The 25,457-nt window shown below is 41.0% G+C and carries 20 protein-coding genes and 2 pseudogenes; 15 read left to right on the top strand and 7 right to left on the bottom strand.

Features of this window, described 5'->3' with window-relative positions; genetic code table 11:
* Positions 1–6: 6 nt before the first annotated feature.
* From BLV00_RS12960 to BLV00_RS12935, 6 genes and pseudogenes are all read left to right on the top strand, one after another.
* Complete coding sequence (locus tag BLV00_RS12960; RefSeq protein ID WP_093045408.1) at positions 7–1,593, top strand: BCCT family transporter; 1,587 nt, start codon at positions 7–9, stop codon at positions 1,591–1,593.
* A 60-nt stretch (positions 1,594–1,653) separates the two neighbouring features.
* Positions 1,654–2,583 carry a DMT family transporter gene (locus BLV00_RS12955; protein WP_245728970.1) on the top strand — a complete coding sequence of 310 codons (930 nt, stop codon included), beginning with the start codon at positions 1,654–1,656 and terminating at the stop codon, positions 2,581–2,583.
* Positions 2,584–2,729: 146 nt separating this feature from the next.
* Positions 2,730–3,596, top strand: a complete 867-nt coding sequence (locus tag BLV00_RS12950) for a MurR/RpiR family transcriptional regulator (protein ID WP_093045407.1) — start codon at positions 2,730–2,732, stop codon at positions 3,594–3,596.
* A gap of 461 nt (positions 3,597–4,057) precedes the next feature.
* Positions 4,058–4,186 (top strand): annotated as a pseudogene (locus BLV00_RS22560) (5-methyltetrahydropteroyltriglutamate--homocysteine S-methyltransferase); the annotation flags it as partial.
* 198 nt (positions 4,187–4,384) lie between these two features.
* Positions 4,385–5,236 (top strand): DegV family protein, encoded by an 852-nt coding sequence (locus BLV00_RS12940; protein ID WP_093045405.1) that lies wholly within the window; start codon positions 4,385–4,387, stop codon positions 5,234–5,236.
* A gap of 532 nt (positions 5,237–5,768) precedes the next feature.
* Entirely contained in the window at positions 5,769–6,578 is an 810-nt protein-coding gene (locus BLV00_RS12935) for a 5'-methylthioadenosine/adenosylhomocysteine nucleosidase (protein ID WP_093045404.1), read from the top strand.
* Positions 6,579–6,682: 104 nt separating this feature from the next.
* Here the strand turns inward: BLV00_RS12935 and BLV00_RS12930 are convergent, their stop codons facing one another.
* A complete protein-coding gene (locus BLV00_RS12930) occupies positions 6,683–7,468 on the bottom strand; it encodes an SDR family oxidoreductase (RefSeq protein WP_093045403.1) in 786 nt (261 codons plus the stop codon).
* Positions 7,469–7,667: 199 nt separating this feature from the next.
* On the opposite strand from BLV00_RS12930, the gene BLV00_RS12925 reads away from it, so the two are divergent.
* Positions 7,668–7,895, top strand: a complete 228-nt coding sequence (locus BLV00_RS12925; RefSeq protein WP_093045402.1) for a hypothetical protein — start codon at positions 7,668–7,670, stop codon at positions 7,893–7,895.
* A gap of 66 nt (positions 7,896–7,961) precedes the next feature.
* Positions 7,962–10,563, top strand: a pseudogene (adhE, locus tag BLV00_RS12920) (bifunctional acetaldehyde-CoA/alcohol dehydrogenase).
* Positions 10,564–10,797: 234 nt separating this feature from the next.
* Here adhE and BLV00_RS12915 read toward each other — a convergent pair.
* Positions 10,798–11,799, bottom strand: coding sequence for a tRNA dihydrouridine synthase (locus tag BLV00_RS12915; RefSeq protein ID WP_093045401.1), 1,002 nt, complete (start codon positions 11,797–11,799; stop codon positions 10,798–10,800).
* Between the two features lie 349 nt (positions 11,800–12,148).
* Between BLV00_RS12915 and BLV00_RS12910 the strand changes: the two genes are divergently transcribed.
* From BLV00_RS12910 to proB, 4 genes are all read left to right on the top strand, one after another.
* Positions 12,149–12,670, top strand: a complete 522-nt coding sequence (locus tag BLV00_RS12910; protein ID WP_093045400.1) for a pyridoxamine 5'-phosphate oxidase family protein — start codon at positions 12,149–12,151, stop codon at positions 12,668–12,670.
* A 616-nt stretch (positions 12,671–13,286) separates the two neighbouring features.
* Positions 13,287–15,428, top strand: a complete 2,142-nt coding sequence (locus BLV00_RS12905) for a type IA DNA topoisomerase (RefSeq protein ID WP_093045399.1) — start codon at positions 13,287–13,289, stop codon at positions 15,426–15,428.
* 257 nt (positions 15,429–15,685) lie between these two features.
* Complete coding sequence (locus BLV00_RS12900) at positions 15,686–16,921, top strand: DUF438 domain-containing protein (RefSeq protein ID WP_093045398.1); 1,236 nt, start codon at positions 15,686–15,688, stop codon at positions 16,919–16,921.
* A gap of 407 nt (positions 16,922–17,328) precedes the next feature.
* Positions 17,329–18,441 (top strand): glutamate 5-kinase, encoded by a 1,113-nt coding sequence (proB, locus tag BLV00_RS12895; RefSeq protein WP_093045397.1) that lies wholly within the window; start codon positions 17,329–17,331, stop codon positions 18,439–18,441.
* 67 nt (positions 18,442–18,508) lie between these two features.
* Here the strand turns inward: proB and BLV00_RS12890 are convergent, their stop codons facing one another.
* The 3 genes from BLV00_RS12890 to BLV00_RS12880 all read right to left on the bottom strand — a co-directional run bounded on the left by BLV00_RS12890 (position 18,509) and on the right by BLV00_RS12880 (position 21,083).
* Positions 18,509–19,399 carry a metal ABC transporter solute-binding protein, Zn/Mn family gene (locus BLV00_RS12890; protein WP_176791541.1) on the bottom strand — a complete coding sequence of 297 codons (891 nt, stop codon included), beginning with the start codon at positions 19,397–19,399 and terminating at the stop codon, positions 18,509–18,511.
* 82 nt (positions 19,400–19,481) lie between these two features.
* Positions 19,482–20,339, bottom strand: a complete 858-nt coding sequence (locus BLV00_RS12885) for a metal ABC transporter permease (RefSeq protein ID WP_093045395.1) — start codon at positions 20,337–20,339, stop codon at positions 19,482–19,484.
* A gap of 3 nt (positions 20,340–20,342) precedes the next feature.
* Positions 20,343–21,083: a metal ABC transporter ATP-binding protein gene (locus tag BLV00_RS12880; protein ID WP_093045394.1), complete on the bottom strand. Its 741-nt coding sequence runs from the start codon at positions 21,081–21,083 to the stop codon at positions 20,343–20,345.
* Positions 21,084–21,333: 250 nt separating this feature from the next.
* On the opposite strand from BLV00_RS12880, the gene BLV00_RS12875 reads away from it, so the two are divergent.
* Positions 21,334–21,474 carry a zinc-ribbon domain containing protein gene (locus tag BLV00_RS12875; protein WP_093045393.1) on the top strand — a complete coding sequence of 47 codons (141 nt, stop codon included), beginning with the start codon at positions 21,334–21,336 and terminating at the stop codon, positions 21,472–21,474.
* A 133-nt stretch (positions 21,475–21,607) separates the two neighbouring features.
* Here the strand turns inward: BLV00_RS12875 and BLV00_RS12870 are convergent, their stop codons facing one another.
* Positions 21,608–22,366 carry a DUF4397 domain-containing protein gene (locus BLV00_RS12870; protein WP_093045392.1) on the bottom strand — a complete coding sequence of 253 codons (759 nt, stop codon included), beginning with the start codon at positions 22,364–22,366 and terminating at the stop codon, positions 21,608–21,610.
* A 205-nt stretch (positions 22,367–22,571) separates the two neighbouring features.
* Here BLV00_RS12870 and rlmD point away from each other — a divergent pair, with 205 nt between their 5' ends.
* Entirely contained in the window at positions 22,572–24,041 is a 1,470-nt protein-coding gene (gene rlmD / locus BLV00_RS12865; RefSeq protein ID WP_093045391.1) for a 23S rRNA (uracil(1939)-C(5))-methyltransferase RlmD, read from the top strand.
* A gap of 303 nt (positions 24,042–24,344) precedes the next feature.
* Here rlmD and BLV00_RS22015 read toward each other — a convergent pair whose 3' ends face one another.
* Positions 24,345–24,509, bottom strand: coding sequence for a hypothetical protein (locus BLV00_RS22015; RefSeq protein WP_176791537.1), 165 nt, complete (start codon positions 24,507–24,509; stop codon positions 24,345–24,347).
* A 286-nt stretch (positions 24,510–24,795) separates the two neighbouring features.
* Between BLV00_RS22015 and BLV00_RS12860 the strand changes: the two genes are divergently transcribed.
* Positions 24,796–25,320 (top strand): YehS family protein, encoded by a 525-nt coding sequence (locus tag BLV00_RS12860; protein ID WP_093045390.1) that lies wholly within the window; start codon positions 24,796–24,798, stop codon positions 25,318–25,320.
* The last annotated feature ends 137 nt before the right edge of the window (positions 25,321–25,457 follow it).

Below are 25,457 nucleotides of genomic sequence, written 5' to 3'. Positions count from 1 at the left end.
AAATATATGAGAAATAACGAAAAAACATACAGTCTTTATAAAGCGGTTTTTATCCCGGCTGTCATTATTCTTACGGTAGAAATTCTATTCGGCATATTGTTTACAGAAGATTTTGGTGCCATCCTTAGTAACACGATTTATTGGGTAGGCGATAATTTTGGTTGGTGGATTAACCTTTTATCTGTGTTAGCCATTATTTTCGCCATTTGTTTCGTTATTTTTAAGTATGGGGACGTTCGAATTGGAGGGGAGGATGCGAAACCGGAGTACACTACTTGGCAATGGATATCCATTACTACGTGCGGGGGTATTGGCGTTGGTCTGCTATTTTGGGCCATGGGAGAGCCAATCTATCATTTTATGACCCCGCCCGTAGCTGCTGACGTAGACGCCGGTTCTCGGGATGCTGCAATCTTCGCAGTCAGCCAGACAATGTTTAACTGGTCTTTTGTTCAGTACTCTATGTATTCTTTTTGTGGTCTAGCATTCGCTCTGTTAACTTATAATTCCAATAAAAGTCTTTCCTTTGGCTCACTTGTAGAGCATAGTTTTAAACGTAAGATTCCCTGGCTGACCACATTTGTACAGATATTCGCTGTCTATGCGCTTGCTAGTGGTGTTTCCAACTCCATGGGGGCTGGTCTTCTGCAGATAGGTGCAGGCTTTGAAAGTGTATTTCATATAGCTCAAGGCAATCTGGTCTGGCTGCTTATCGCGGTTTTTGTTGGTGCCTTTTTTATTATCTCCTCTGTTACTGGTATTTCTAAAGGACTGACAAAAATTTCATCGATCACCATGATCCTATTATTTTTCTTGTTAGGATATGCACTGGTTTTCGGAGACGCCCGGTTTATCAGTAAGATCAGTACGGAAGCTTTTGGCACTATTATGGATAATTTTTGGAGCAAGATTACTTATAATAATACGATGGCGCCCCAGGATCAGTGGCCGAACGAGTGGACGATTACTTACTGGAACGCCTTTATAATCTTTGCTCCTGTAATAGGAATGTTTTTGGCACGTCTTGGAAAAGGACGAACGGTACGCCAATTTTTGCTGTTTAACATACTAGTACCATCTATCTTCTGTATTATCTGGATTGGAGTTTTTGCCGGAATGATTATGAAAGTGCAGTCTTCTGGACTAGTTGATGTTTGGGCTGCTGTACAGGAGTTAGGAATGCAGACTACCATTTACCAGGTTCTTGGTAATATGCCCGGAGGTACTTTCATTCAAATAGTCTTCCTTGTAACCGTCATCCTTTCCTTTGTAACCCTCGCCGATCCTATGAGTTCTGTACTCGCTACTTTATGTGTTCATGACCAGCAGATTGATGATGAACCACCTACCAGGATAAAAATTTTAATGGGAAGCATTGTAACTACTGTTTCTTACCTTCTAGTTGCTTCTGGTGGTTCTGATTCCGTTAAGGGTCTGTTGAATCTGGGAGGATTACTGATGACAATTCCTATGCTGTGGTTGTTCCTTGAAAACTTCCGCATTGGTGGCAATCTGCTGAAGAAAAAGAATTACCTTGATAATCTTCCTGAAAAGAGTACTACATTAGGAGAAAAGATGAAAAAGGCAAAATAGTGAAACCTATATTCCTAAATAATTGATGGGGATACCAGGGGGCTTGCTGGAGTGGATGCTATGAAAAAAAGAATGTTAGATTTAAGAGTTTACCTTGTAACAATTGCTGGCGCGGCATGTTGGGGTTTGATAGGTTTATTTATCGCTCCATTGTATGCTCACGGCTTTACACCATGGGATGTTGTAGCCATTCGGGGGATTTTTTCCTTTGTTATCCTCATCTTAATTATGGTGGTATTTTATCGTGACCAGGTACGAACCAGATTAAGAGATCACTTTTATTTTGGCGGTGCAGGAATTTTTAGTATTGCGTTCTTTAATTATTTTTACTTTGAAGTTTTCTCTCAATCCAGTTTATCCCTTGCAGTCACACTATTATATACCGGTCCATTGTTTGTAACCATTCTTTCACGGCTATTTTTTAAAGAATCCTTGACTGTTCGTAAAGGGTTAGCACTTGCTCTTGCTGTTGTTGGTTGTGCGTTAGTGGTGGGTTTACTGCCTTTTGGCCAACAAGGTATACCGATGAAGATCATAGTGATGGGAATCCTTTCGGGGTTCTGTTATGCATTGTATAGTATTTTTAGTAAACCTATAACTAAACGATACTCTGCGTTAACCATTACTATGTATACGTTTCTTTACACGAGTATATTTATGTTATTTACCAGTAACATAACGAGCAAGATTGGTCGATTTCAACATTTAGATGTGTTGGTTTATGCCGTTTTGCTGGCTTTAGTGACAACAGTAGCTGCTTATTTATTGTATTCTTCAGGTTTGAAACATCTTGAAGCCAGCAAAGCCTCTATATTAGCAACAATAGAACCTATTGTTGCAGTATTAACTGGAGTACTTTTTCTTGGGGAACATCTTCGATCTTGGCAAGTATTGGGAATTGGATTGATTTTATACTCAGCAATTCTGGTTGCCGAAAAAAGGAGTAAGGTTAAGAAAACAGTTGATTTGAAACAGTATAAAATTCATTGATGCTAGGTAACCGAAATCCTTTAATTATCATCCCTATAAATTACAAGACGTTTTTTTAGATTTTTTCATCTACTGTAATGAGATATAATATTAATGATTATTACAATTTTGATATTACCTGTCTCCATAGGTGAAAGGAGTTTCATATGAGCTCAGATAACCAATCATTAATTACGGAAATAATTAATATTAAGGATGCTCTACCTAAAAAACAAAGACAACTATGCGACTATATCTTGAAGAATCATCATTCAATAGGGATGACAACTGTTAAAGAGCTTGCAGATAATGCAAGAGTTGGAGTTTCAACCGTTATGCGTGCGATAAATGCATTAGGGTATGACAACTTTAATAATTTTCGAAAAGATATCTTTAATGAATCATTGCCCGCTGAATCGAAATGGACGTTAAAGAAGTCATTTTCAGAAGTCCCTAATAAAGAAGAGAGCGCTCCTACCATATTACAAGTTTGGAAGGAATCGATGAACATACTGGATAGGTCATTGGACTCGAACCTAATAGAGAATTTCGAAACTGTAATTGATGTTATTAGTCATTCAAGTCAGCTTAATATTTTAGGTACCAGACCATACAAGGCAATGGCGTTATATCTCGAGCAGTTGCTTGGGGAGTTTTATTCTAAGATAAGACAATTAAGTCTTGATACCGAAGTGCTCTTTGATAAAATTTTACAATTGGAAAAGGGTGAAGTTTTACTAATTTTTGCTTTTGAACCATACACTAATCGTGTCATACAAGCAGCTAAGCTTGCTCACCAAATGGGTATCAAGATTATACTGATAACGGATCATATATCTTGCCCTATTATTCGAGATGCTTTTGTAACATTAAAAGTAGAAGTAAGTGAAAAACAATTTTCAGTGGTACCAATTATTGCCCTGATAGAGGCATTAGTTATTGAATTTGGGAAACGTTCCTCGGAAGAATCAATTAAAAAGTTGAAAAATCTAGAGAGAACGCTTCTTGAAAATAATGTAACTTATTCGTATTAAGGGCTCTGTATTACGTCAGGGTGCAATACTACAATTATGGGGTTGATAAGGTCCGATAAGTGGGGGAATTTTTCCTGGGAGAGATACAATAAAAGGTTTCAAAAGATTATTTTTAAAGACTAGAAATTTTATAATAAAGCTGATGCTAGCTTACGAGTGAGTGACATACTTTTTGACATACTATTACTCATATTTGTTTAGGATTCCTTGGTAAATTTATTTTAATTGATTTCTTTGAAAGCTTTACTCTCCAATTGTTTTGGAGAGTAATATACTCTATTTATTTAGAAGAAACCATGGGCGGCATGATGTAATTATGCTCCCATGACCCTTGAAATCAGGGGTTTTGCTTCACCCATAATGTCAAAATGACATGCTTGGCTTAAAATACTATAAATCTAAAGAGCCCCTCATAAGTTCACGGAACTTTTGGGAGGCTTTTCATATTTTCAGTGATATGCGCGCTGGAGGATCTTTGTCTGAGTCCGCAATGCGGCTTTGTGTCTACGGAGGAAAGAAATGATATTACGGAAGAGCAGCAGTGGGAAAAGATCCATCATGTGTTGAAGATTACGGATGATGTTTGGCAGAGTTGTGTATGGAGGAGATACAAGAGAAGCAGGTTTTTCACAGAGCTTCACACCTGTAGTAGTAATCAAATGCCCGAAATGTGCACTAAAAGTACGGAAAATAAAAGTTATCACAATGCTAATACGTTTTTTTCATGTATAGTTAAATCATAACAGGAAGAGTGAAGGCGGGCCTAAATATAACCAGGGAGGAATAGAATGCGAAAGATAATCTTATCGACCGAAAGCGGTGCCGACTTACCGGATGATTTAGCTGAAAAGTACAAGGTTCAAGTAGTTCCCATGCACATTATTATGGATGAAAAGGATTATTTAGACGGTTCTTTGCCGGTTCAGGATATTTTTGACTATTACAGACGTACGAAGAAAATACCTTCTACTACCGCCACCAATGCTCATGAGTATCAAGAGTTTTTTGCAACGATAAGAGAGAATTTCCCAGATTGCATCATTATCCATATTGGTTATACATCAAAAGCATCTTCTTCTTTTCAAAATGCTGTCATTGCTGCGGAAGAATTTGAAGACATTTTTCTCATTGATGCTCTGAACGTTACTGGAGGATTAGCTGCGATTGTATTGTATGCTGCTAAAGTTTTAGAAAAAGAACCTGGCATTGAACCGGAACGCTTAGTTGAAAAAATAGAGGCAATCGTTCCTAAATCCAGGCTGGCTTTCATCCCAGGCAGCCTGGAGTTTCTCAAAGCGGGAGGACGGGTAAGCAATATGGCTTCTCTGATAGGAGCTCTGTTGAAGATAAAGCCATGCATAGAGTTGAAGGATGGAAAGCTTATGTCTACAAAGAAGTACCGCGGTAAAATGAGTGGAGCTACTGAAAAACTCCTGAGTGATTACTTAAATGAATTCAACATCGATAGAGAGCAGCTTTATTTTATCTACTCAATCGGACTCGATGAAAGGATCAAGCAGCGTATGGAGGAGGTTGCCAAAGCAAACGGCTTCCAAAATATAAGATGGATCCAAGCTGGAGGTATGATTTCTACTCACTCTGGCCCAGGAGGCTTTGGAGTAGCAGGATTAGAGCAATAGTACGGGCTAGACTAGGAGTGAGTGGAGTGAGAGGATCTGTCCTACAACTTTAAATAAACACTACCCGTATTCTTTAAGTGCTGGAAATTTAAATGACATACTAGTGGACAGTTTTGATCTTTTCTTTAGCATCGATGCTAAAGTCGAATCCCATAATATTGTTTTTATTTAAAGAATGAGACTCTATTTATCTTTATTTACTAAAGCGAATCTATGGACGGCATGATGTAAGGATTTCCTTTCAAAGCCCCTTACGAAAAAAGCTACCAAACTAAGAAACTATTTCCTTTATAAGGAAGTAGTCTCTTTTTTATTTATAATATTTCTTTAACCCTGGGTAGTGTGCCGGGGGTCAGGCACCGTCATATGTATGGACTAAGTCATACGCTTGCGCTTTTGCTCATTAAAATTCGTTCTATATAAATTTCAAAAGTAAGGTTGGCAAGGAATCGTGAGTTGTGTAGAATAAAATACGTACATTATCAAGTATTCATTACTTAATGTTCGTATTTTATTCGGTAGGAGGAGTAGCATGAGTTTAAAACAAAAGATAAGTGGTTTAATTGGGGTCGTGACTTTAGTTTTCTTGCTAGCGGGGTGCGGGGACCAGCCCGAGGCTACAGAAGCGGCTGACAAGGAAGAAGAAAAAGTAGTAGGAATCATAGGTCCAATGGAAGTGGAAATTGACATTCTGCATTCTCATATGGAAGTGGAAGAGACAACTAAAAAAGGGAATTTGACCTTTTATGAAGGAAACTTAGAAGGCCAGCCGATTGTACTTGTAAAATCGGGAATAGGGAAAGTGAATGCAGCTTCCGCGGCTCAAATGCTCATCAGTGATTTTGAAGCGGATGTATTGATTAACTCTGGCGTTGCAGGCGGAATCCATCCTGATCTAGGTCTTGGAGACATTGTTATTTCTACAAAGACCGTGCATCATGACATGGATGAAACGGCTAAGGATTTCAAGCCAGGACAAATTCCATACATGGACACAAGGTATTTTGAAGCCAATCAAAAACTTATTCAGCTAGCAAAGAAAGGTACGAAAGATCTTCCTGAGTACGTTGATGTATTTAAGGGACCGATTGCGACAGGAGACCAATTCATTGCAAGCGAAGAAAAAGCAAACTGGATTTATGAAACGTTTGATGCGTATGTAGTTGAAATGGAAGGAGCGGCAGTTGGACAAGTTGCCTACTTGAATGAAATACCGTACGTGGTCATTCGTTCAGCTTCCGATGATGCAGGGGAAGAAGCTGCTGGAATTCAAGAAAACTTTGTAGAAGAAGCAGCGAAGAACTCCAGTCATGTGATTGAAGAAATGTTAAAAGGTATGTAGGAATGAAAAAAGCCTGATGACTGAGGCTGATTAATAAGTGCCTGCCCCCCACTATGCTAAAGTGATAACGCAGTGGGGGGCAGGCACTTTCAAAATTTAAGCAATTATATTTTCGCTTCCCAATTCTTCTCTTCTTCGTCTTTCATCATATCTTCTGCAGCCTGAGGATAAGCTGTTCGGAAAGCATGATGATCAGATTCGATCACTTCTACCATTTTATCGATCATATCCTGCGGATCATATTGATCCTCTAAAATTTTCTCCGTTTTAGCAATCGATTCTCTTGGTGTAAAGTTTTGGTCTTCATCGTACCACTTATACTTCTCTTCAAACATACGGTCATTAAAGCCAGTTTCAAATGGACCAGGATTAATCGTAGCTACCTGGACATTAAACTCTTCAAGCTCGGCTTTCATGGTCTTCGCTATCGCTTCGACTGCATGCTTAGAAGCTACATAAGGACCAAGGTACGGCATACCGACAATACCTACAATTGAGCTCAAAAACACAATTTTCCCTGCTTTCTTCTCTACGAACTTCTTAGCAGCAATTTGAGCATTTTCCAGTGTACTGAAAACATTTGTTTCAAATATATCCCGGACACGGTCTACTGGAACCTCCGCAATGGGGCCGCCTTCTCCAATAGCTGCATTGGCAACGAAAATATCATAATCGTACTCATTAATTAACTGCTGGTCACGCTTGTTTTTAATGTCTAATTTAATTACCTCTAATTCTACCCCAGCTTCTGAAGCTGCCTCTCTTAAACTAGTAATTTGGGAGATAATTTCAACAGCTGCAATCACGTGATGGCCTTTTTTAGCTAATCCGATTGCTGTGCCTTTACCTAAACCGCTTCCTGCACCAGTGATTAAAATTGTTTTACTCATCTTTATTTCCTCCCTTGCGAAATCCTTTGTCAGGGCAGTTCCCTCATGGCCATTTGTTAAAACTTTTCATAAGAGGCTGCCGGCCACCTGCCCAACATCTTACATATTTTTTGTTCACAAACCTGTGAAATGTTTCACAATATGAAAGCGTTATCAAGTGCTATCATAAAGTCATCAAAGGAAACAAGGAGTGATAATCATGATACTTTGCGAATGGAAAGACTTTAATTCTGATTTAGAAGCATACACGCTGGATGCTTTTGAAGAAAGTATAGGCGATGAGTTTCATGCAATGTATGTGAAGGAAGGGGAGGAAATACCATCCTATATTTGGACCACTAATTATGTTGTGATGGTTAAACAAAATGCACGGATTTACCAAGATCTTTCTTTTGTCAAAATTCCACGAAATCCAGTTTGTGAATAGGAAAGGAAATGCTTTTTTTTAAACTAATCATGCGAAATACTTCACAATATCATAGGAGTGATGATAATGGCAGTGGAAGAAAAGCAATTGAAGGTGGAAAAGGTATCGAAAATAGTTGATGCGCTGGTGGGTAATGCGAAAAAGGCGTTAGCGGGATTGAAAAAACTTGATCAGCAACAAGTCAATACCATTGTGAAAGAGATGGCTCTTGCTGGATTAGATCAACATATGCCACTTGCTAAATTAGCAGTAGAAGAGACGAAGCGAGGCGTGTATGAAGATAAGATTATCAAAAACCTATTTGCCACAGAATACGTTTATCATAATATTAAATACGATAAAACCGTGGGTGTGATTAATGATTTTAGCCAAGAGGGTATGGTTGAGATTGCAGAACCAGTGGGAGTCATAGCGGGAGTCACTCCTGTTACCAACCCAACTTCAACAACCATGTTTAAAGCTATGATATCAATCAAAACGGGGAACCCGATTATCTTTGCTTTTCACCCTTCTGCTCAGAAGTGTAGTCAGGAGGCGGCGAGAGTTGTGAGAGATGCTGCTATTCGCGCCGGTGCCCCGGAAAACTGTGTGCAATGGATCGAGTCCCCTTCTTTAGAAGCAACCCAAAGCCTCATGAAACATGAGGGTGTGTCCCTTATTTTAGCCACAGGAGGAGCGGGTATGGTGAAATCCGCATATAGTTCTGGAAAGCCAGCTCTTGGGGTAGGTCCAGGAAATGTTCCTTGTTATATTGAAAAAACTGCTAACCTCAAACGATCTGTGAACGATTTAATCCTTTCCAAAACTTTCGATAATGGAATGATTTGTGCATCGGAGCAAGCTGTCATTATTGATAAAGAAATTTATGAACAGGTCAAACAAGAAATGATCGATAACAAGTGTTACTTCTTGAATCAGGAAGAGCGAAGTAAGGTAGAAAAGCTAGTAATCAATGAGAATTCTTGTGCGGTAAACGCAGCTATTGTAGGAAAGCCGGCTTTCGAAATCGCACAAATGGCAGGCATTACCGTTCCGGTAGATACGAAAATGTTAGTTGCAGAGTTAAAGGGTGTTGGTCCGAAATATCCTCTATCTAGAGAAAAGCTGAGTCCTGTACTTGCCTGTTATAAAGTGAACTCCACAGAAGAAGGCTTAAAAAGAGCAGAAGAAATGCTTGAATTTGGAGGGATCGGTCATTCTGCTGTTATTCATTCAACAGATCAGCAAGTCATTGACTCCTTTGGTCTACGCATGAAAGCGGGACGTTTAATCGTGAATGCTCCGTCTTCCCAAGGTGCTATTGGTGATATTTATAATGCTTACATGCCTTCCTTAACATTAGGATGCGGAACTTACGGTGGGAACTCCGTATCGAACAATGTAGGGGCCGTACACTTAATCAACGTGAAGAAAATGGCGAAGCGAACCAATAATATGCAGTGGTTTAAGGTACCACCAAAAATTTACTTCGAGAAGAACTCTATTCAGTACTTAGCTAAAATGCCTAAGATTTCAAAAGCCTTAATTGTTACAGACAGGGTATGGTGAAATTAGGGTATGTCGATAAAATCCTGCACTACTTACGCAAACGTCCAGATTATGTACATTGTGAGATATTTTCTGATGTAGAGCCGGACCCATCTAGTGAAACCGTGATGCGTGGAGCGGAAATGATGAAGCAATTCCAGCCAGACGTCATCATTGCTTTAGGTGGGGGGGCAGCGATGGATGCTGCCAAAGGAATGTGGCTCTTTTACGAAAGCCCGGAAACAGACTTCAACGGATTGAAGCAAAAATTCTTAGATATCCGGAAACGTGTATTCAAGTACCCTGAATTGGGGTTGAAGGCTCAATTGTCGCTATTCCTACCACATCCGGTACAGGTTCAGAGGTTACTTCTTTCGCTGTCATTACAGATAAAGAAGAAAATGTGAAATATCCATTAGCCGATTACGAATTAACACCGGATGTAGCCATCATCGATCCACAGTTTGTGATGACTGTACCAAAAACGGTTACGGCAGATACGGGGATGGACGTGTTAACTCATGCGATTGAAGCCTACGTGTCTAATATGGCAAATGACTATACAGATGGTCTTGCGATGAAAGCAATCCAGCTTGTGTTTGAATATCTCCCAAGAGCTTACCGCAATGGGGATAAGGATGAGGAAGCACGTGAGAAAATGCATAATGCCTCTACCATTGCAGGAATGGCTTTTGCGAATGCGTTTTTGGGTATTAATCATAGCTTGGCCCATAAATTAGGTGCGGAGTTCCACATTGCTCACGGTCGTTCCAACGCTATTCTCTTGCTGCATGTGATTCGTTACAATGCAACGAAACCAACGAAATTTGCAGCTTTTCCAAAGTATGAGCATTTTAAAGCAGATGTACGTTATGCCGAAATTGCCCGTATGCTTGCCTTACCAGCACGTACAACTGAAGAAGGTGTGGAAAGTTTAGTACAAGCCATTATCCGCTTGGCGCAAGAGCTTCATATTCCGATGAGCTTAGCGGAAAATGGGGTGGATGCAAAAGAATTTGAAGCGAAGCTGGATGTATTAGCAGACCGTGCATTTGAAGACCAGTGTACAACTGCGAATCCAAAACTTCCTCTTGTAACAGAGTTAGCTCAGATTTACCGCGAAGCGTATAAAGGCGTATAACATCATACCTTATCTGAAAATATATAGTAAGATGTAATCGATTCTCTTATATGGGTTAAAGATTAAAAGAGGCGTCTCATAAGTTGCCAAAACTTTTGAGACGCCTCTTTTTTAAACTTGTTCGTAACGTACGAATTTCATATGAGCGGTCAATGCGATAACTCGGTGGGGAAGCAGGCACTTCAAAAAAGAGAGAAAAGCGCAAATGGCTTTTCTCTCCTCGAAAAAGACTTACTACGAAATAGAAAAACTTTTCTCTTCTTTTACTCCACCATATTCCTCTTTAAACTCATCAAGCAGTGCACGTACTTCATCGGTGGATTTTGTGTTCATCAGTTGATTCCTTAACTCACTTGCTCCCCGGAAGCCGCGGACATATATCTTGAAAAAGCGGAGGAGCGGTTTGAAGAGACGCGGCTCGAGTTCTTCGGAATATTTATCATGAAGATCGAGCTGGAGGCGAAGGAGGTCGAGCAATTCTTCGCTTGTGTGCTCTTTTTTCTCTTTTTCAAAAGCGAACGGGTTATGGAAGACCCCTCGGCCGATCATTACGCCGTCCACGCCGTATTTCTCTACGAGTTCCAGTCCTTTCTGGCGATCAGGAATATCCCCGTTAATCGTGAGAAGCGTATCAGGGGCCACTTCATCACGAAGTTTCTTGATCTCGGGAATCAGCTCCCAGTGTGCCGGGACTTTACTCATTTCTTTCTTTGTACGGAGATGAATAGAAAGGTTAACGATATCCTGTTCCAGCAGATGCTTTAACCAGCCATGCCATTCATCCACTTCCGTGTAACCGAGGCGGGTCTTTACACTGACGGGCAGTCCACCCGCTTTAGCGGCCTGAATGAGTTCCGCTGCAACATCAGGACGACGGATCAACCCGCAGCCTTTCCCTTTTGTGGCGACATTGGGCGCAGGACAGCCCATGTTGATATCAATACCTCGATATCCCATCTCTGCCATACCGATACTCATTTGGCGGAAGTATTCGGGCTTATCTCCCCAAATGTGGGCGACGATCGGCTGTTCATCTTCCGTAAACGTCAGACGGCCTCGCAGGCTGTCTTTTCCTCTCGGGTGGCAGTAGCTCTCTGTATTCGTAAACTCTGTAAAAAACACGTCAGGTCTTGCTGCTTCACTCACGACATGACGAAAAACGACATCCGTTACTGCTTCCATCGGCGCAAGAACAAAAAACGGTCGCGGCAACTCATGCCAAAAGTTATCTTTCATAATATATCTAAACCTTTCCTTAAGGAACGCGGTCGTTCCAAAATTAAAAAGTGAAAATGTTTCTGCTTCTTATCTATATCCACTTAGGCTGGATTTCAACCAATATATACTTTAATGGTATCAAACGAAAAGTGCAAGAGAAAGTCGCCGTCGAGAGCGCTGGAAATGAGTGGGGTAGATAGTTGAACTTCCTTATTAATAAAAGTGGATCTCTTCTTGGTAAAGAATGAACGTGTAAATTTGTGTGTATCCGGGAACAAGAAGAAAAAGATGGATAGAAGGTAGACTGTTTTTTTCTTTTGGAAAAGGAGAGCAATAACTACTAAGAACCAGAAGGAGGGAAACATAAATGGCTAACCAAACTTCAGAAAACCAGGAAACCATTAAGAAAATTAAAGACTTGATTAAAGATGAGAAGGTAGCGATGCTGACCACGTTAACTCCGGAAGGGAAGCTGATGTCCCGGCCGATGCGTACCCAGGAAGTAGAAATGGATATGGATAAGGAAGAAATCTGGTTCATTACCGAAAAAGATACCGAAAAATATAGGGATATCGAACGTAATTCCGCCGTTAACCTGGCATACGCAGGAAACTCCTATGTATCGATCAGTGGCACTGCTGAATTTGTCCAGGATGAAGATAAGAAGAATGACTATTGGAATAAGATACTCGGACGATTATTGAACACTTCTCCCGATGACCCGAATGTTGTCCTGGTCAAAGTGACACCTGAAATCGCCGAATATTGGGAGTCCGGCGTGAACGTAAAGACCGTTAAGGAATTTGTGAAAAAGATGACCAGCAATAAATCATTAGATGATAGCAATGATTTAAAAGATACGGTCCACTTTGATCAAAACACAAGATAACTTTTTGTTAAGCAAACTCAAATTTAGTACCTGACCTCTACCTTAACGCTTTCACAAAGTGGGCTCAGGTACGAAACCAAAAGCGAATGTGTAAAGACGAAGCAGGAACCGAGCATAGGTGCCTGCTTTTTTTGTTATCTAGGAAGTTATAAAATTCAGTATTTGTAGATAACCTCTTTGTAGCGGGCTGCATCCAGCTCCAGCGCCTACCCCCTCGAGGTCTTAAGTCAACCCTCTCTGTGATTAGAAAAACTTGGCTTATCGCCGAGAATTTATGGCGAAAGCCTTAGTTTTACTTATACTTTAAGCCTTTATTAAACTTGATTTATCTAAAAGTACAAAAAACGTCACGACGAGACTTGGCTTAAGCTTGTCGGGGGTGAGCAAGGCGCTTCCCGCCTTTGTATTTAAAAAGAGATGAATATTTTCCCTGCCATTCATTATTCACATATAGTATAATAGATGGGAATGTATGTTCTTCGTTAGTTTAAATGTTTTATCCTTCTCGATTTAAACTCCAGACACCCCTATTAAATACCCTTATTACCATCCCCCTTCATTAATTAAATTTTATCATCGAACCTCAACAGTGATTCATCGAAAGGAGTACGAGGACGTGGCAAGATTAGTCATCTTAGCGGAAAAACCCTCGCAGGCAAAAGCGTATGCCGAAGCTTTTACGATACAGGAGAAGACAAAAACATACATCCAGCTCAGGGCGGATGATACTTTCCCGAATGGGGCGACCATCACTTGGGGAGTAGGGCATCTCGTTGAATTGAAAGAACCCCATGATTATAAAGCCGAGTGGAAGAAGTGGAAGCTGGATCAACTGCCGATTGTTCCGGAACGGTTTCTGGAAAAAGTAGCGAAAGGGAAATGGGAACAATTCCAGGCGGTCAAAAAGCTTTTTCAGCAGGCGGATCTCATCGTCAATGCAGCGGATGTCGATCGGGAAGGGTCGAATATTTTTTACAGTATCCTTCAGCTGACTGGAGTAAAGGGGAAGCCGATTCAACGCTTATGGATTAACTCGCTTGAAAAGGACGAAGTGCGGAAAGGGTTCAGGCAACTGCAACATAACGAAAAGGACTTACGCCTATTTGATGAAGCGAAAGCCCGTCAAATCAGCGACTGGATGGTAGGAATCAATGCGAGTCGGCTGTTTACTCTGCTGCTCCAGAAGAAAGGGTATGGAAGCTACCTTACCATTGGGCGAGTGCAGTCGCCGACTGTTTATTTAATCTATCAACGGCATAAGGAGATAGAGAATTTTAAGCCGGAGCCGTTTTATCAGATCGAGGGACTTTTCAATGCCCAGGCAGGTACATATAAAGGGCTGGCTGAGATAAAAGAAAAGGATAAAGCGAAGGTCCAGGCTGTGCTGGACAATCATCAGTTGCAGGAGAAGAAAGCTTTCCCAGGCGTTATCCAGCGGATGGATAAAAAGACGAAGCGGCAAAAGTCACCGAAGCTACACTCCCTTTCCACGCTGCAAAGTGTCGCGAACCGGCGTTGGAAATATTCCCCGTCGCAAGTACTCAAAATAATGCAGAAGCTCTATGAAAAGCGTCTTGTCAGCTACCCAAGAACGGATTGTAATTTTATCACCGACAGTGAGTTTTCCTATTTAGTTAAGAATTTACAAGGGTACCAGGAAACGATGAACGTCTCGTTTACGGCTTCGTCCTTGAAACCGAATAAACGGTATGTGGACAGCAGCAAGGTGCAGGAACATTACGCGATTATTCCGACAAAGTCCGTTCCTACCCAAAAGAAGTTGAGTGGGTTAAGCCGGGACGAGCGCAATATTTACAATGAAATCATGGCAACGACACTTGCGATGTTTCACAAAGACTATGTATATGAGGAGACGACTATTTTTACCCATGTGCATGATTTACCGTTCAAGTCTACCGGAAAAAGAGATGTGAACAGAGGGTGGAAGGAACTGTTTCCAAAGCCGACCAAGTCTAAGCAGGAAAAAGAAGCCGACCTTCCCGGGGTTCAAAAAGGGGATCAGGTTGAGGCTAAACTAAATATTAAGGAAAGCATGACGCAGCCGCCGAAGCTGTACACCGAAGGTCAGCTAATCAGTATGATGAAGACGTGTGGGAAATTGGTGAATGATGAAGCGGATGTTGAGATTTTGAAGGAAGTCGAGGGGCTCGGTACAGAAGCTACCCGCTCGAGCATTATTGAAACGATCAAAGCACAAAAATATATAGAAGTGAAGCGGAACAACGTATCGATCACCGAGAAAGGGGTCATGCTCTGTGAGGCAATTGAAGGGACATTGCTGTCCAGTCCCTCGATGACAGCCAAATGGGAGTCTTATTTAAAGAAGATCGGAAGCGGCGATGGATCGAAGCAATTGTTTATCAAGCAAACCCGCCAATTCATAGATAAATTGATTCAGGAAACGCCGGATGCCATCCAGCAGGTGAATGTACGGAGTACTGGTGAGCCTGACAAACGCAAGTGGAACGAACCGATTGCCAAATGCCCTGCCTGTGGGAATGGATCGGTAGTAGACCGCTACAAATTCTATGCGTGCACTGGCTACAAAAAAGGATGTAACGTGACTTTCCCTAAGAAACTAGCAGGGAAGACGCTTACGCAGCATATGATAAAGACGTTGTGCGAGAAGAAGCGTACAAAGGTTTTGAAAGGATTTAAAGGAAAGAAAGCCTTCAGCACGGCTTTAGTGTTGGATAAAAACTATAAAATCATATTTGATTTTGGGAAGAAAACATAAGGTAGTAGTTCAGTTTTGAGGTGCGATTTGCGCTCTTAACTGAACTGCTTTTTTATATGGATGGTTCCATATGCTCAGTTACTGATACGGAATAGAACATAAGAACAATGGAATAAGAAGTAATGTTTAAAAAAATGAATGAATTCCAGTTTAGGTTGTGATTACGGTCACTAAGCTCGTAGATAAGAAGTGATATACTTCCTATATTGAGAATGACTCTCATTTGACGTGACAGGCAATTAAAAAGGAGAGATTTTATGAGTGAACTGATAAACAACCGTGAGCAACTTGGCTCGAATCAAAACATGAAGCGCCAGGAAATGCTGAAATCAGTTTTTTGGGATATCTATAATAGAAAAACTGTGGATGAAGTTAAAGCCTTTGTTGATGAAAAGCTGGGGAAAGTGACAATAGACGAAATTGCCAAACTCTCTCAGTATCAACGAGAGATGATAGAGGAAAAAGATTTGTCTAAAAGTGAAGTTGAAAGAATATCTGCTGCTCATTTAACCATTATGGAAGGAAAGATATTAGATGTTCAGCATCCTCAAGATATACCCGGCCATCCCATTCACACCTTTCGCAGGGAAAATAGAGAAATAGAGGGTTTACTGCAATCGAAACTGATCCCACGTATAAAGGAATTTGAGAAAGAGGATTCGCCTGCCAACATTTATAAGCTAATAGATGACTGCAATCTCTTGTACGACATGGATAAGCATTTCACACGGAAAGAGCAATTATTGTTTCCGTACCTTGAGAAATATGGAATTAATGGCCCTTCCGTAAATATGTGGAGACTGGATGATTACATACGTGACTCCATAAAGGATGCGAAAAAGCTGCTGCCAAATTATAACGGGGATAAAGAGCCCGTTCTAAGTACCTTGCATTATGTAGTGGAACAAGTAACTGCAATGATATACAGGGAGGAACATATTCTATTTCCAATGTCATTGAGTAATTTAACCGAGGATGATTGGATAAAAATAGCCCATGAAAGTGATGAAATAGGGTACTGTCTCACTGAGCCAGCTGCGGTATGGAAGCCTGAAAGTCTTGATATAAATGGGAATACATTCAGAGAAGGGTATATCAAGCTGGAAACCGGTGTTTTTTCAATTAAGCAGCTGGAGCTGATACTAAACCATTTACCAGTTGATATTACGTTCATCGGTCACAAGGATATTGTCCGATATTTTTCGCACGGAAAGGAAAGAATCTTTGCACGAACGAAGGCAGTAATAGGACGCACCGTTCAAAATTGCCATCCTCCCAAAAGTGCACATATCGTAGAAGCTTTACTGGATGATTTCAAGGCAGGAAAAAAAGATTGTGAGGATTTTTGGATCAAGTTTAAGGATAAGTACGTTTACATTCGCTACTTCGCGGTCCGAAATGAGCAAAATGAATATATGGGTACCTTGGAGTTCACGCAAGATATTGATCCTATCCAGGCAATTGAAGGCGAAAAGCGGATTTTATCGTTATAGCTCAAGAAAATGATGCCATAGTAATAGAAAAGAGATTGACTCCTAATTAGATTTATTTCATAATAGTTTATTAATATAGAATATTAACAAAATTATAAAATTTAAAGTAATGGTAGGGAACATTAGATAGTCCTCAGGTAAAAGGAAGTAGCATTCATCGCCTGAAAGGTTCATACTATGAAATCAGGATATTTGAAAGTGGATATTAAGTATATCTAATATCAGTGAAGCTGGTACTGCTGAGACGATGCTCTTCTGTCCTTTGTAAAAGGGTGGAAGGGCGTTTTTTACACTTCAAGTTTAACTTTGTTAAAAGATTAAAGGATAAGAAAATACGAAGGCTTTCGCAATAAATACTTGGCGACAAGCCAAGTTTTTCTAACAAGAAGTTGGGTGGTGAATGGAAAATGAACAAGAAAAGGATCGTTGTCAAAATAGGTAGCAGTTCCCTAACGAATATCAATGGTGGACTAAGTAGTGAAAAATTATGTGAGCACGTAGATGCGATTGCACGTTTGAAGCAGCTTGGGCATGAGGTGATTTTGGTATCCTCTGGTGCAGTAGCAGCTGGATTTAAAGACCTTGGATATTCCTCGCGGCCCGTCACCATAGCCGGAAAACAAGCAGCCGCAGCAGTAGGGCAAGGACAATTATTGCAAGGTTATACGGAAGCGTTTAAAAGGCATGGCATAGTGGCAGCACAATTACTGTTAACGAGACAAAACTTTCTCCACAAAGAGCAATATCAAAATGCACATGCGACTTTATCTGAGCTTTTAAAGCGTAATGTCACACCTATTATTAATGAAAATGATTCCGTGGCCATTGAAGAATTGACTTTTGGTGATAATGACATGTTATCAGCGCTCGTTAGTGGTCTGGTGCATGCAGATTTTTTAATGATATTAACAGATATCAATGGGATCTATGATCAGAATCCACGCATTCATCCAACTGCAAAAAGATATAATTTCCTTGATTCGATTGATGATCATTTAGTAGACGGGGCTTCAGAAACTGGTTCAAAAGTAGGGACTGGCGGGATGAAATCAAAAATAGAGGCAGCACGCACTGCATTAGCTTTAGGTGTGAAAATATTTATTGGATCTGGGACGGGGGAAGAAAAGCTTGTTGATATTCTGGCTGGGAAAGGCGATGGAACTTATATCGGCAGCAGCTCACAGGCCAGTATGAACAATGCTAAACAGTGGCTGGCACTCCATTCCATTCCTAGTGGAAAAATTGAAGTCGATCATGGTGCTGAAGCTGCTATAGTAAGGCATGGGAAAAGTCTCCTGCCTGCTGGTGTGACAAACATTACTGGTAACTTTAAGATCAATGATGTAGTTGAGGTAGTTAACGTAAAGGGACAGCTTATCGGAAAAGGCAGTGTGAATTTTTCTTCCAGTCAATTGTTAGAAATTAAGGGGTTATCAAGCACAGAGGCTATGATCAAAGTCAATAGTAATCAAAAGGTCGTTATTCATAGGGACTATTGGGTAAGCCAAAGCGTGAAGTAGGAGTGAAATCTAGCAAAAGAGTCCATTCAAAAAGCTGTCATCAATTTAGGATGACAGCTTTTTATGGTTACTCTTCTAACCCTTCTTTAATAGTTTTTATATTTGATTCCATCATAGAAATATACGTGTCACCTTTTTCACCAGGTTTGGCAAGGGAATCTGTAAACACTGTACCCCTGATCGGGACATTGGTTTCATCAGAGACTGCTTCCATGCTCCGCGGGTCAATACTAGTTTCTAAGAATAGCCCGGTTATTTCTTTTTCGTTGATGATATCTACAATTCTTGTAATTTGATTGGGAGTTCCTTGATTTTCCTGGTTGATTTCCCATATATATTCAGCCTGGAACCCATAGGCGTCACTGAAATATTTGAAGGCTCCCTCGCTTGTCACAAGTACACGTTCTTCTTCAGGAATTTCATTGAATTCTTTTACAGCATTGTCATGGACTTTTTTAAGTTTCGCAATATACTTTTCGGTATTTTCTTCATAGACTTCTTTGTTTTCAGGGTCCACTTTAATGAGGCCGTCTCTTGCATTTTTGGCATATTGAATGCCGTTACGGATGTCCAGCCATGCATGAGGATCTTCCTCACCCTCATTGCCTTTCGATGTTAAGTACATCGGATCGACCCCTTTACTCATAAGGAAAACAGGAGCGTTTTCGCCATTTTTTCCGGCTGTTTCCATCAGATTGTCAAACCATGAGTTTCCTGCTTCGAGGTTTAAGCCATTGTAGAAAACGGCATCTGCATCCGTTGTTTTTTTAACATCCTCAGGAAGTGGGTCATATTCATGGGGGTTAGACCCTATCGGTGCCAGGCTGTGAATATCCACTAAATCCCCGCCTACATTTTTAACAATATCGTATACAATCGAGTAGGTGGTCACGACTTGAACCTTTCCATCACTCGCTGAATTCCCGGTGGCTTCCTGGCCTCCGCAGGCAACTAACATTATAAGCGTTAAAATTGAGGCTGCTAAAAGTAAAATCCTTTTCTTCACGATTTATTTTCCTCCTATTTTCAATTATTTCACACTAAATAAGTGAGGCTCTCTTCTTTTTGACTTTTAACATTTTCCATAACAATCCATGCTTTGGAGAGAATAGGAAAACGAGAACAAAGATGGCGGTTGCTGAAATAACAATCGTTGCTCCTGAAGCCAGATTGTATGTGAAACTGAAGTACAGGCCGACAATAGAGGAGATGAGACCGATTGCAGAAGCAAGAAAAATCATTATCCATAAACGATCCGTTAACAGATAGGCAGCAGCTGCTGGAGTGATTAACATTGCTACCACCAGTACAATACCAACGGTTTGAAGAGAAGCAACTGTTACCATCGTCAGCAAGGTCATCAGGAAGTAATGAATCAACCGGACAGGCAGGCCATAGGCAGCTCCCATTGTTTCATCGAACGATGTAATCAGTAGTTCTTTATAAAAGAGATACACAGCTGCTAGCACAACAACCCCGATAGCAAGGGTAATCCACATATCTGATGAGCGGACAGCAAGCACGTTCCCGAACAGAATATGGTATAAATCGGTGCTACTCTTCAGCAAGGTTATGATGATGATCCCAGCCGCAAAGGCAGCCGTGAACATAATGCCGATGGAAGTATCGTGTTTGATCCGGCTGTTCTGACTCACAAACCCGATTGCGATGGCTGTAACAACACCAGTGAAAACAGCCCCAAAGAAGAAGTTGATGCCAAGCATATAGGAGATCGCAACGCCCGGTAACACTGCGTGAGAGATGGCATCTCCCATCAGTGCCATACCTCTGAGAATAATAAAACAGCCAATCACACCACAGATAATTCCTACCATAATCGAAGTTAATAACGCTTTTTGTAAGAATCCGTATTGCATAATCGCTTCAATAAAAGCCATCCTTTACACTCCCATCTCTTTCATAAAAGCAAACTGGCCTTTGTAGGCTCTTTCAATGATTTCAGATTGAATTACTTCATTAACTTCACCGAAGCTGATCAACTCTTTGTTTAGCAGGATGAGCTGGTTAAAATAATCGTTTGCTTTACTAAGGTCATGGTGCACAACAATAACTGTCTTTCCTTGGCAGCAAAGGTCTTTCAATACTTTTACAATCATTTCTTCACTGGAAACATCAACCCCAACAAAAGGTTCATCTAAGAAGAATAATTCGGCTTTTTGAGCTAATGCGCGGGCAAGAAAGACACGTTGCTGCTGGCCACCGGACAGCTCACCGATTTGTCTCTTTTTGAATTCTTCCATGCCTACACGCTGAAGACACTCCAACGCCCATTCTTTTTCTTTTTTCTTAGGGCGACGAAAGATTGGGAGATTCGGATAAGTGCCCAGAAGTACCGCATCAAGTACGGTAATGGGGAAATCCCAATCAATATCATTGCGTTGCGGGACATAGGCAATCTTTTTCCTTACTTCCTTTACAGCCTTGCCAAGTACTTTGATATCACCTTTATCCTTAGGAATTAGGTTAAGCAGCGCTTTTATCAATGTCGACTTCCCAGCACCGTTAGGGCCGATAATTCCAACCACATTTCCTGGTTGTACGGATAAGCTAACTCCATTCAATGCTTCATTTCCATAATAGGAAACATGCAGATCTTTGATAGAAATAGCCGTTTTCTCCATGGATTCTCCTCCTTTTAATGCTACATACACCCTCATTTTTAACCTATAGTAGATTTTTAGCGTTTATCCATAAAATTTTTAATCAGGCATACAATTTTCCTTAGTGCAACTTTTTGGGTAAAAAAATATTCCTTGTAGTATATAGACGGTTACACTTAAAGGTGACAAATTTTCCTTATACTTAAAAAGTTTCCTTAATGCAAAATATATAACTTTATTCACAACATGTCAACAGGAGGAGTAGAAGAAATTGAAATTTGGGAATTTAAAATGTTATTTATGCGGAGAACGGTTCATCTTCACAGTAGGTGAACAGCAGTTTTATAAACAAAAAGCTTTTGTATACTCTAAAAGATGTGAGAAGTGTCGGCATAAAAGGGATGAAGAATGATTCTTACGGTAATTTTGAGGACGTGCTAATGCCAAGGGATAATGGGTCAGGCACATTTTTACGTGAATATAGAGTGTCTTCTTTTATTACTAGAAAAGCAGACCCATTACAGGCCTGCTTTTCTTGCTTTCGTTCAAGGGTGTAAAAAAATGGCCTCCAAAGGCGGTTCCCCTCCGGCAAGCCCGACAGCTACTGCTGTATACACTTGATTTGGGTTTAATGTCACACCTGGAATGGTCAACGCAACATTATTCGTACCAGCAACCCGGACTTCAAGCTCGGCAGTCGTTGGTGGTAATTGGATGTAACGGGTCGCTCTTCCGAATGAAACATTGCGGAAAAGGACATCACCGCCTTTTACAGCAATATCCACAGCCGGGGCATTAGGAGATAAATGCCAGAACCGGACCTTAGCCTTTCTTGGTGCCATGCTTTCACTATCCACTACTGGAATTAATCGTAGATTATCTACTGTACCGGCAGCAGCAACGGTATACATATTGTTGGGCTCTATTTCAACCATTTGTGTTAATACAGGCTGTGTTGTTTGACCGGCAGGGTAAATTTCAATTTTATATTGGCCGGCGGGAACATTTAAATAGTCGCTGGTTTGTTTAAAAGAAACATTCTGCAAAATCCTTTGTCCATTCGCATACACGTCTACTGCAGGTGCGTTTGGAGAAGCATGCAACACACGGATCATTGGATTTCCGCCCATTCCCATCGAACCTTCTTGACGGCTATGCATTAATTGCTGTATACATGCAAGGTGTTTTTGATAATAATAAATATGTTTCTCAGGGTTGGAATACTTATAATAGTTTGCCTTCAAATCGTATTTCATGGCTTTCCATGCCAGTTGGTCAGCAGAAAGCTTTGGATTATAATACATTGTTCTGCTCCTTTCACACAAAGTTCCATCATTAGCCTATTCGATGTTAAAAAGATGGTACTTTGTCCTATATAAAGAATGCATTGTCGTGGTGACTGGTCTCTAGTTAATCAACTCTACAATGAGGTAGGCAGGCACCGTTTACCTGCCGGCCTAAGGTAGTATATAATGGAGTGTCAAGGAAGAAGAAAGATGGGAAGTGCCTATGAATAAACGAAAGCATAAAGGACATAGAAAATCGGAAAAAAAACCTAATCGATTAAAAAAACAGAATATAAAACCTAATTCGTCGCGGAATCAAGCGGATGGCAAACCTAAAGGCAAGCAGAAAACCGTAACCGCTGAGGTTACCTGCTCGGGTCTTACCAATGAGGGCAAGGGCATTGTCGAGTGGGAAGGGAAGCGGCTGGAGGTCGCGCATCTGATGCCTGGTGAAAAGGCTGAGGTGATCGTTTCCAAAAGGGGGCGATATGTTAACGCCGAGCTGAAGCGGGTGATCAAACCGTCTAAAGATCGTATCACGCCGCCGTGCGAATATTACTATGCTTGCGGGGGATGTCAGCTGCAGCATATGAACGAGCAGGCGCAAACACGTTTCAAGCAGGAAACTGTAGATGCCCTTATGGAGCCGTTCATAAAGCCGGAAGCCATTTTGACTATGGACGATTCTTATGATTATCGGAACAAGAGCCATACGACATTCGGTCTGAATAAGGAGCGGCAGGTCATTGGCGGGCTGTACGCCCAGAACACCCATCAGATCATACCAATGGAGCGGTGTCTCATTCATGATCCGAAAGCGGACGAGATTGTACAGACCATCAAGGGCATGCTTAAGTCCTCTAAAATGCAGCCGTACAACGAAGACACCGGGCAAGGCTTCCTGCGCCATGTTCTGGTAAAGGTCGGCAAGGGCAGCGGAGAAATCATGGTAGTGCTTGTAGTGGCCTCACCTGTGTTCAAGGGCAAGAATAATTTTGTGAAAGCCCTGCGCAAGGCTCATCCGGAAATCACCACACTTCTGATGAACATAAATAACCGGGACACCAGCATGATTCTCGGAGATCAGGAAAAGGTGCTGTTCGGTAAAGGAACCATAACGGATACCCTCTGCGGACTGAAATTCGAAATCTCGGCGAAATCCTTCTATCAAATCAATCCTGTACAGACGGAAAAGTTGTATGGAAAGGCCATTGAAATGGCAGAATTGACTGGAAAGGAAACCGTGGTGGATGCGTACTGTGGGATCGGTACCATCAGTCTGATTGCCAGCCGGAAAGCCGGAAAGGTGATTGGCGTGGAGCTGAATAAAGATGCGGTTCGCGACGCCATCCGCAATTCTAAACGTAACGGCGTGAAGAATGCCAGGTTTTATCAGGGAGATGCCGGGGAGTTCATGGTGCAGATGGCAGCGCGAGGGGAGAAGGCTGACGTGGTCATTATGGATCCGCCACGAAGCGGGAGTGACGAAGCTTTCTTGTCCAGTGTAGTGAAGCTGCAGCCGAAGCGGGTAGTATATGTATCCTGTAACCCCGAGACGCAGGCACGGGATATGAAGTACCTGGTGAAGAATGGGTATAAGGTTGAAGGTGTTCAGCCGGTGGACATGTTCCCTCAGACCCACCATGTAGAAGCTGTTGCAAAATTAGTATTAAAAGAAGCAGGTAACCGATAAAGGGTTCCTGCTTTTTCTTGGTTGAATTTAAGAGATCTTATTTGTAAAACTTACTGGGTGAGGATCACCCATTGTAACGACCTGCATCCAGCTCCAGCGCCTACCCCCTCGAGGTCTTAAGTCAATCCTCTCTGTGATTAGAAAAACTTGGCTTATCACCGCTTCCTAATGGCGAAAGCCTTAGTTTTACTTATACTTTAAACCTTTAATAAAAACTTAAATTGGTCTGAAAGTTCAATAAACGTCACGGCAAGGCTTGTCTTGAGCTTGTCGGGGGTGAACAAGGCGCTTGCGCTTTTGTTATTATTTTTTACCTTCAAGCTCTTCCCGATCGGCTATTTTTGCTCTTTCCTGGGCTCTTGAAGCATCCGCATCTGTAAATGTCTCCTTACTTTCCCTTTCAGGCAGGCTCTCTGTAGGAGTCTGATTGTTAGTTAATGCACCATCTCTTAATGCTTTTCGTTTCATTTGATACCCTCCTTCTTACTATTATCTTTTGTCATTAATTGAAATAAAATCCTTAGTAAAAATATCCTCGACAGCTGGCCCATATTATGGAAGGGTGAGGGAATAAATAAAACAGGGAGCGCAAAGTAGAAAAGTTATATCATTCGCCCTAAAAATAATAATGACTGAAGAATCAGGATCGTATTTGATAAAATGCCTTTTGTATTGGAATTATTTCTGTAAGGTTATATATTAGAATTACTGAGAAGGTGTAACGTAAGTAGGTAAAATTATTGGAGGTTTATAAATGGATAATAATGATATATTAATTAGATTGAGATATGCGCTGGATATAAAAGATCAAGACATGGTAGAAATATTTAAACTTGGTGGCGTTGATTTGACAAAAGAAGAAGTGTTAAAGGTACTTACAAAATCAGATGACAGTTACGAGGATGACTATGACAATGAGGATACAGTTGAAAATGATGACCATATAAAATGCACGAATAGCATGTTAGAGTCATTTTTAAATGGTTTGATCACTTTCAAAAGAGGACCACAAGAACCAAAACCTGGACAGCCGAATAAACCGGACCGATCTATAAAGAATCATGCAAGTGTCAATAACGTCATGCTGAAAAAAGTGAAAATTGCCCTGAAATTAACGAGTGAGGATATCATTGATATTTTAGATGAAGCGGGAGTCACGATAACAAAAGGGGAATTAAGCGCGTTATTACGAAAAGAAGGGCACAAGAACTATAAAGAGTGTGGAGATAAGTACGCGCGGAATTTCTTAAAAGGATTAACGATAAAATTTAGAGGATAGGGTGGCTTGTCCAAACATGGAAGCTTTATTTCTCTGAACAATCTGATCCCATGATATAAAAGTAGTCGAACTATCTTTTATATCATGGGATCATTTTCATTTTTATATTTTTACTCAACTTTCTTTGATGTGTTTTA

The sequence above is a fragment of the Thalassobacillus cyri genome (assembly GCF_900107755.1).
In the GTDB taxonomy this organism is placed as follows: Bacteria; Bacillota; Bacilli; order Bacillales; family Halobacillaceae; genus Thalassobacillus; species Thalassobacillus cyri.
The sequence above is the reverse complement of the archived record's forward strand: the minus strand, read 5'-3'. Positions and strand labels throughout refer to the sequence as shown.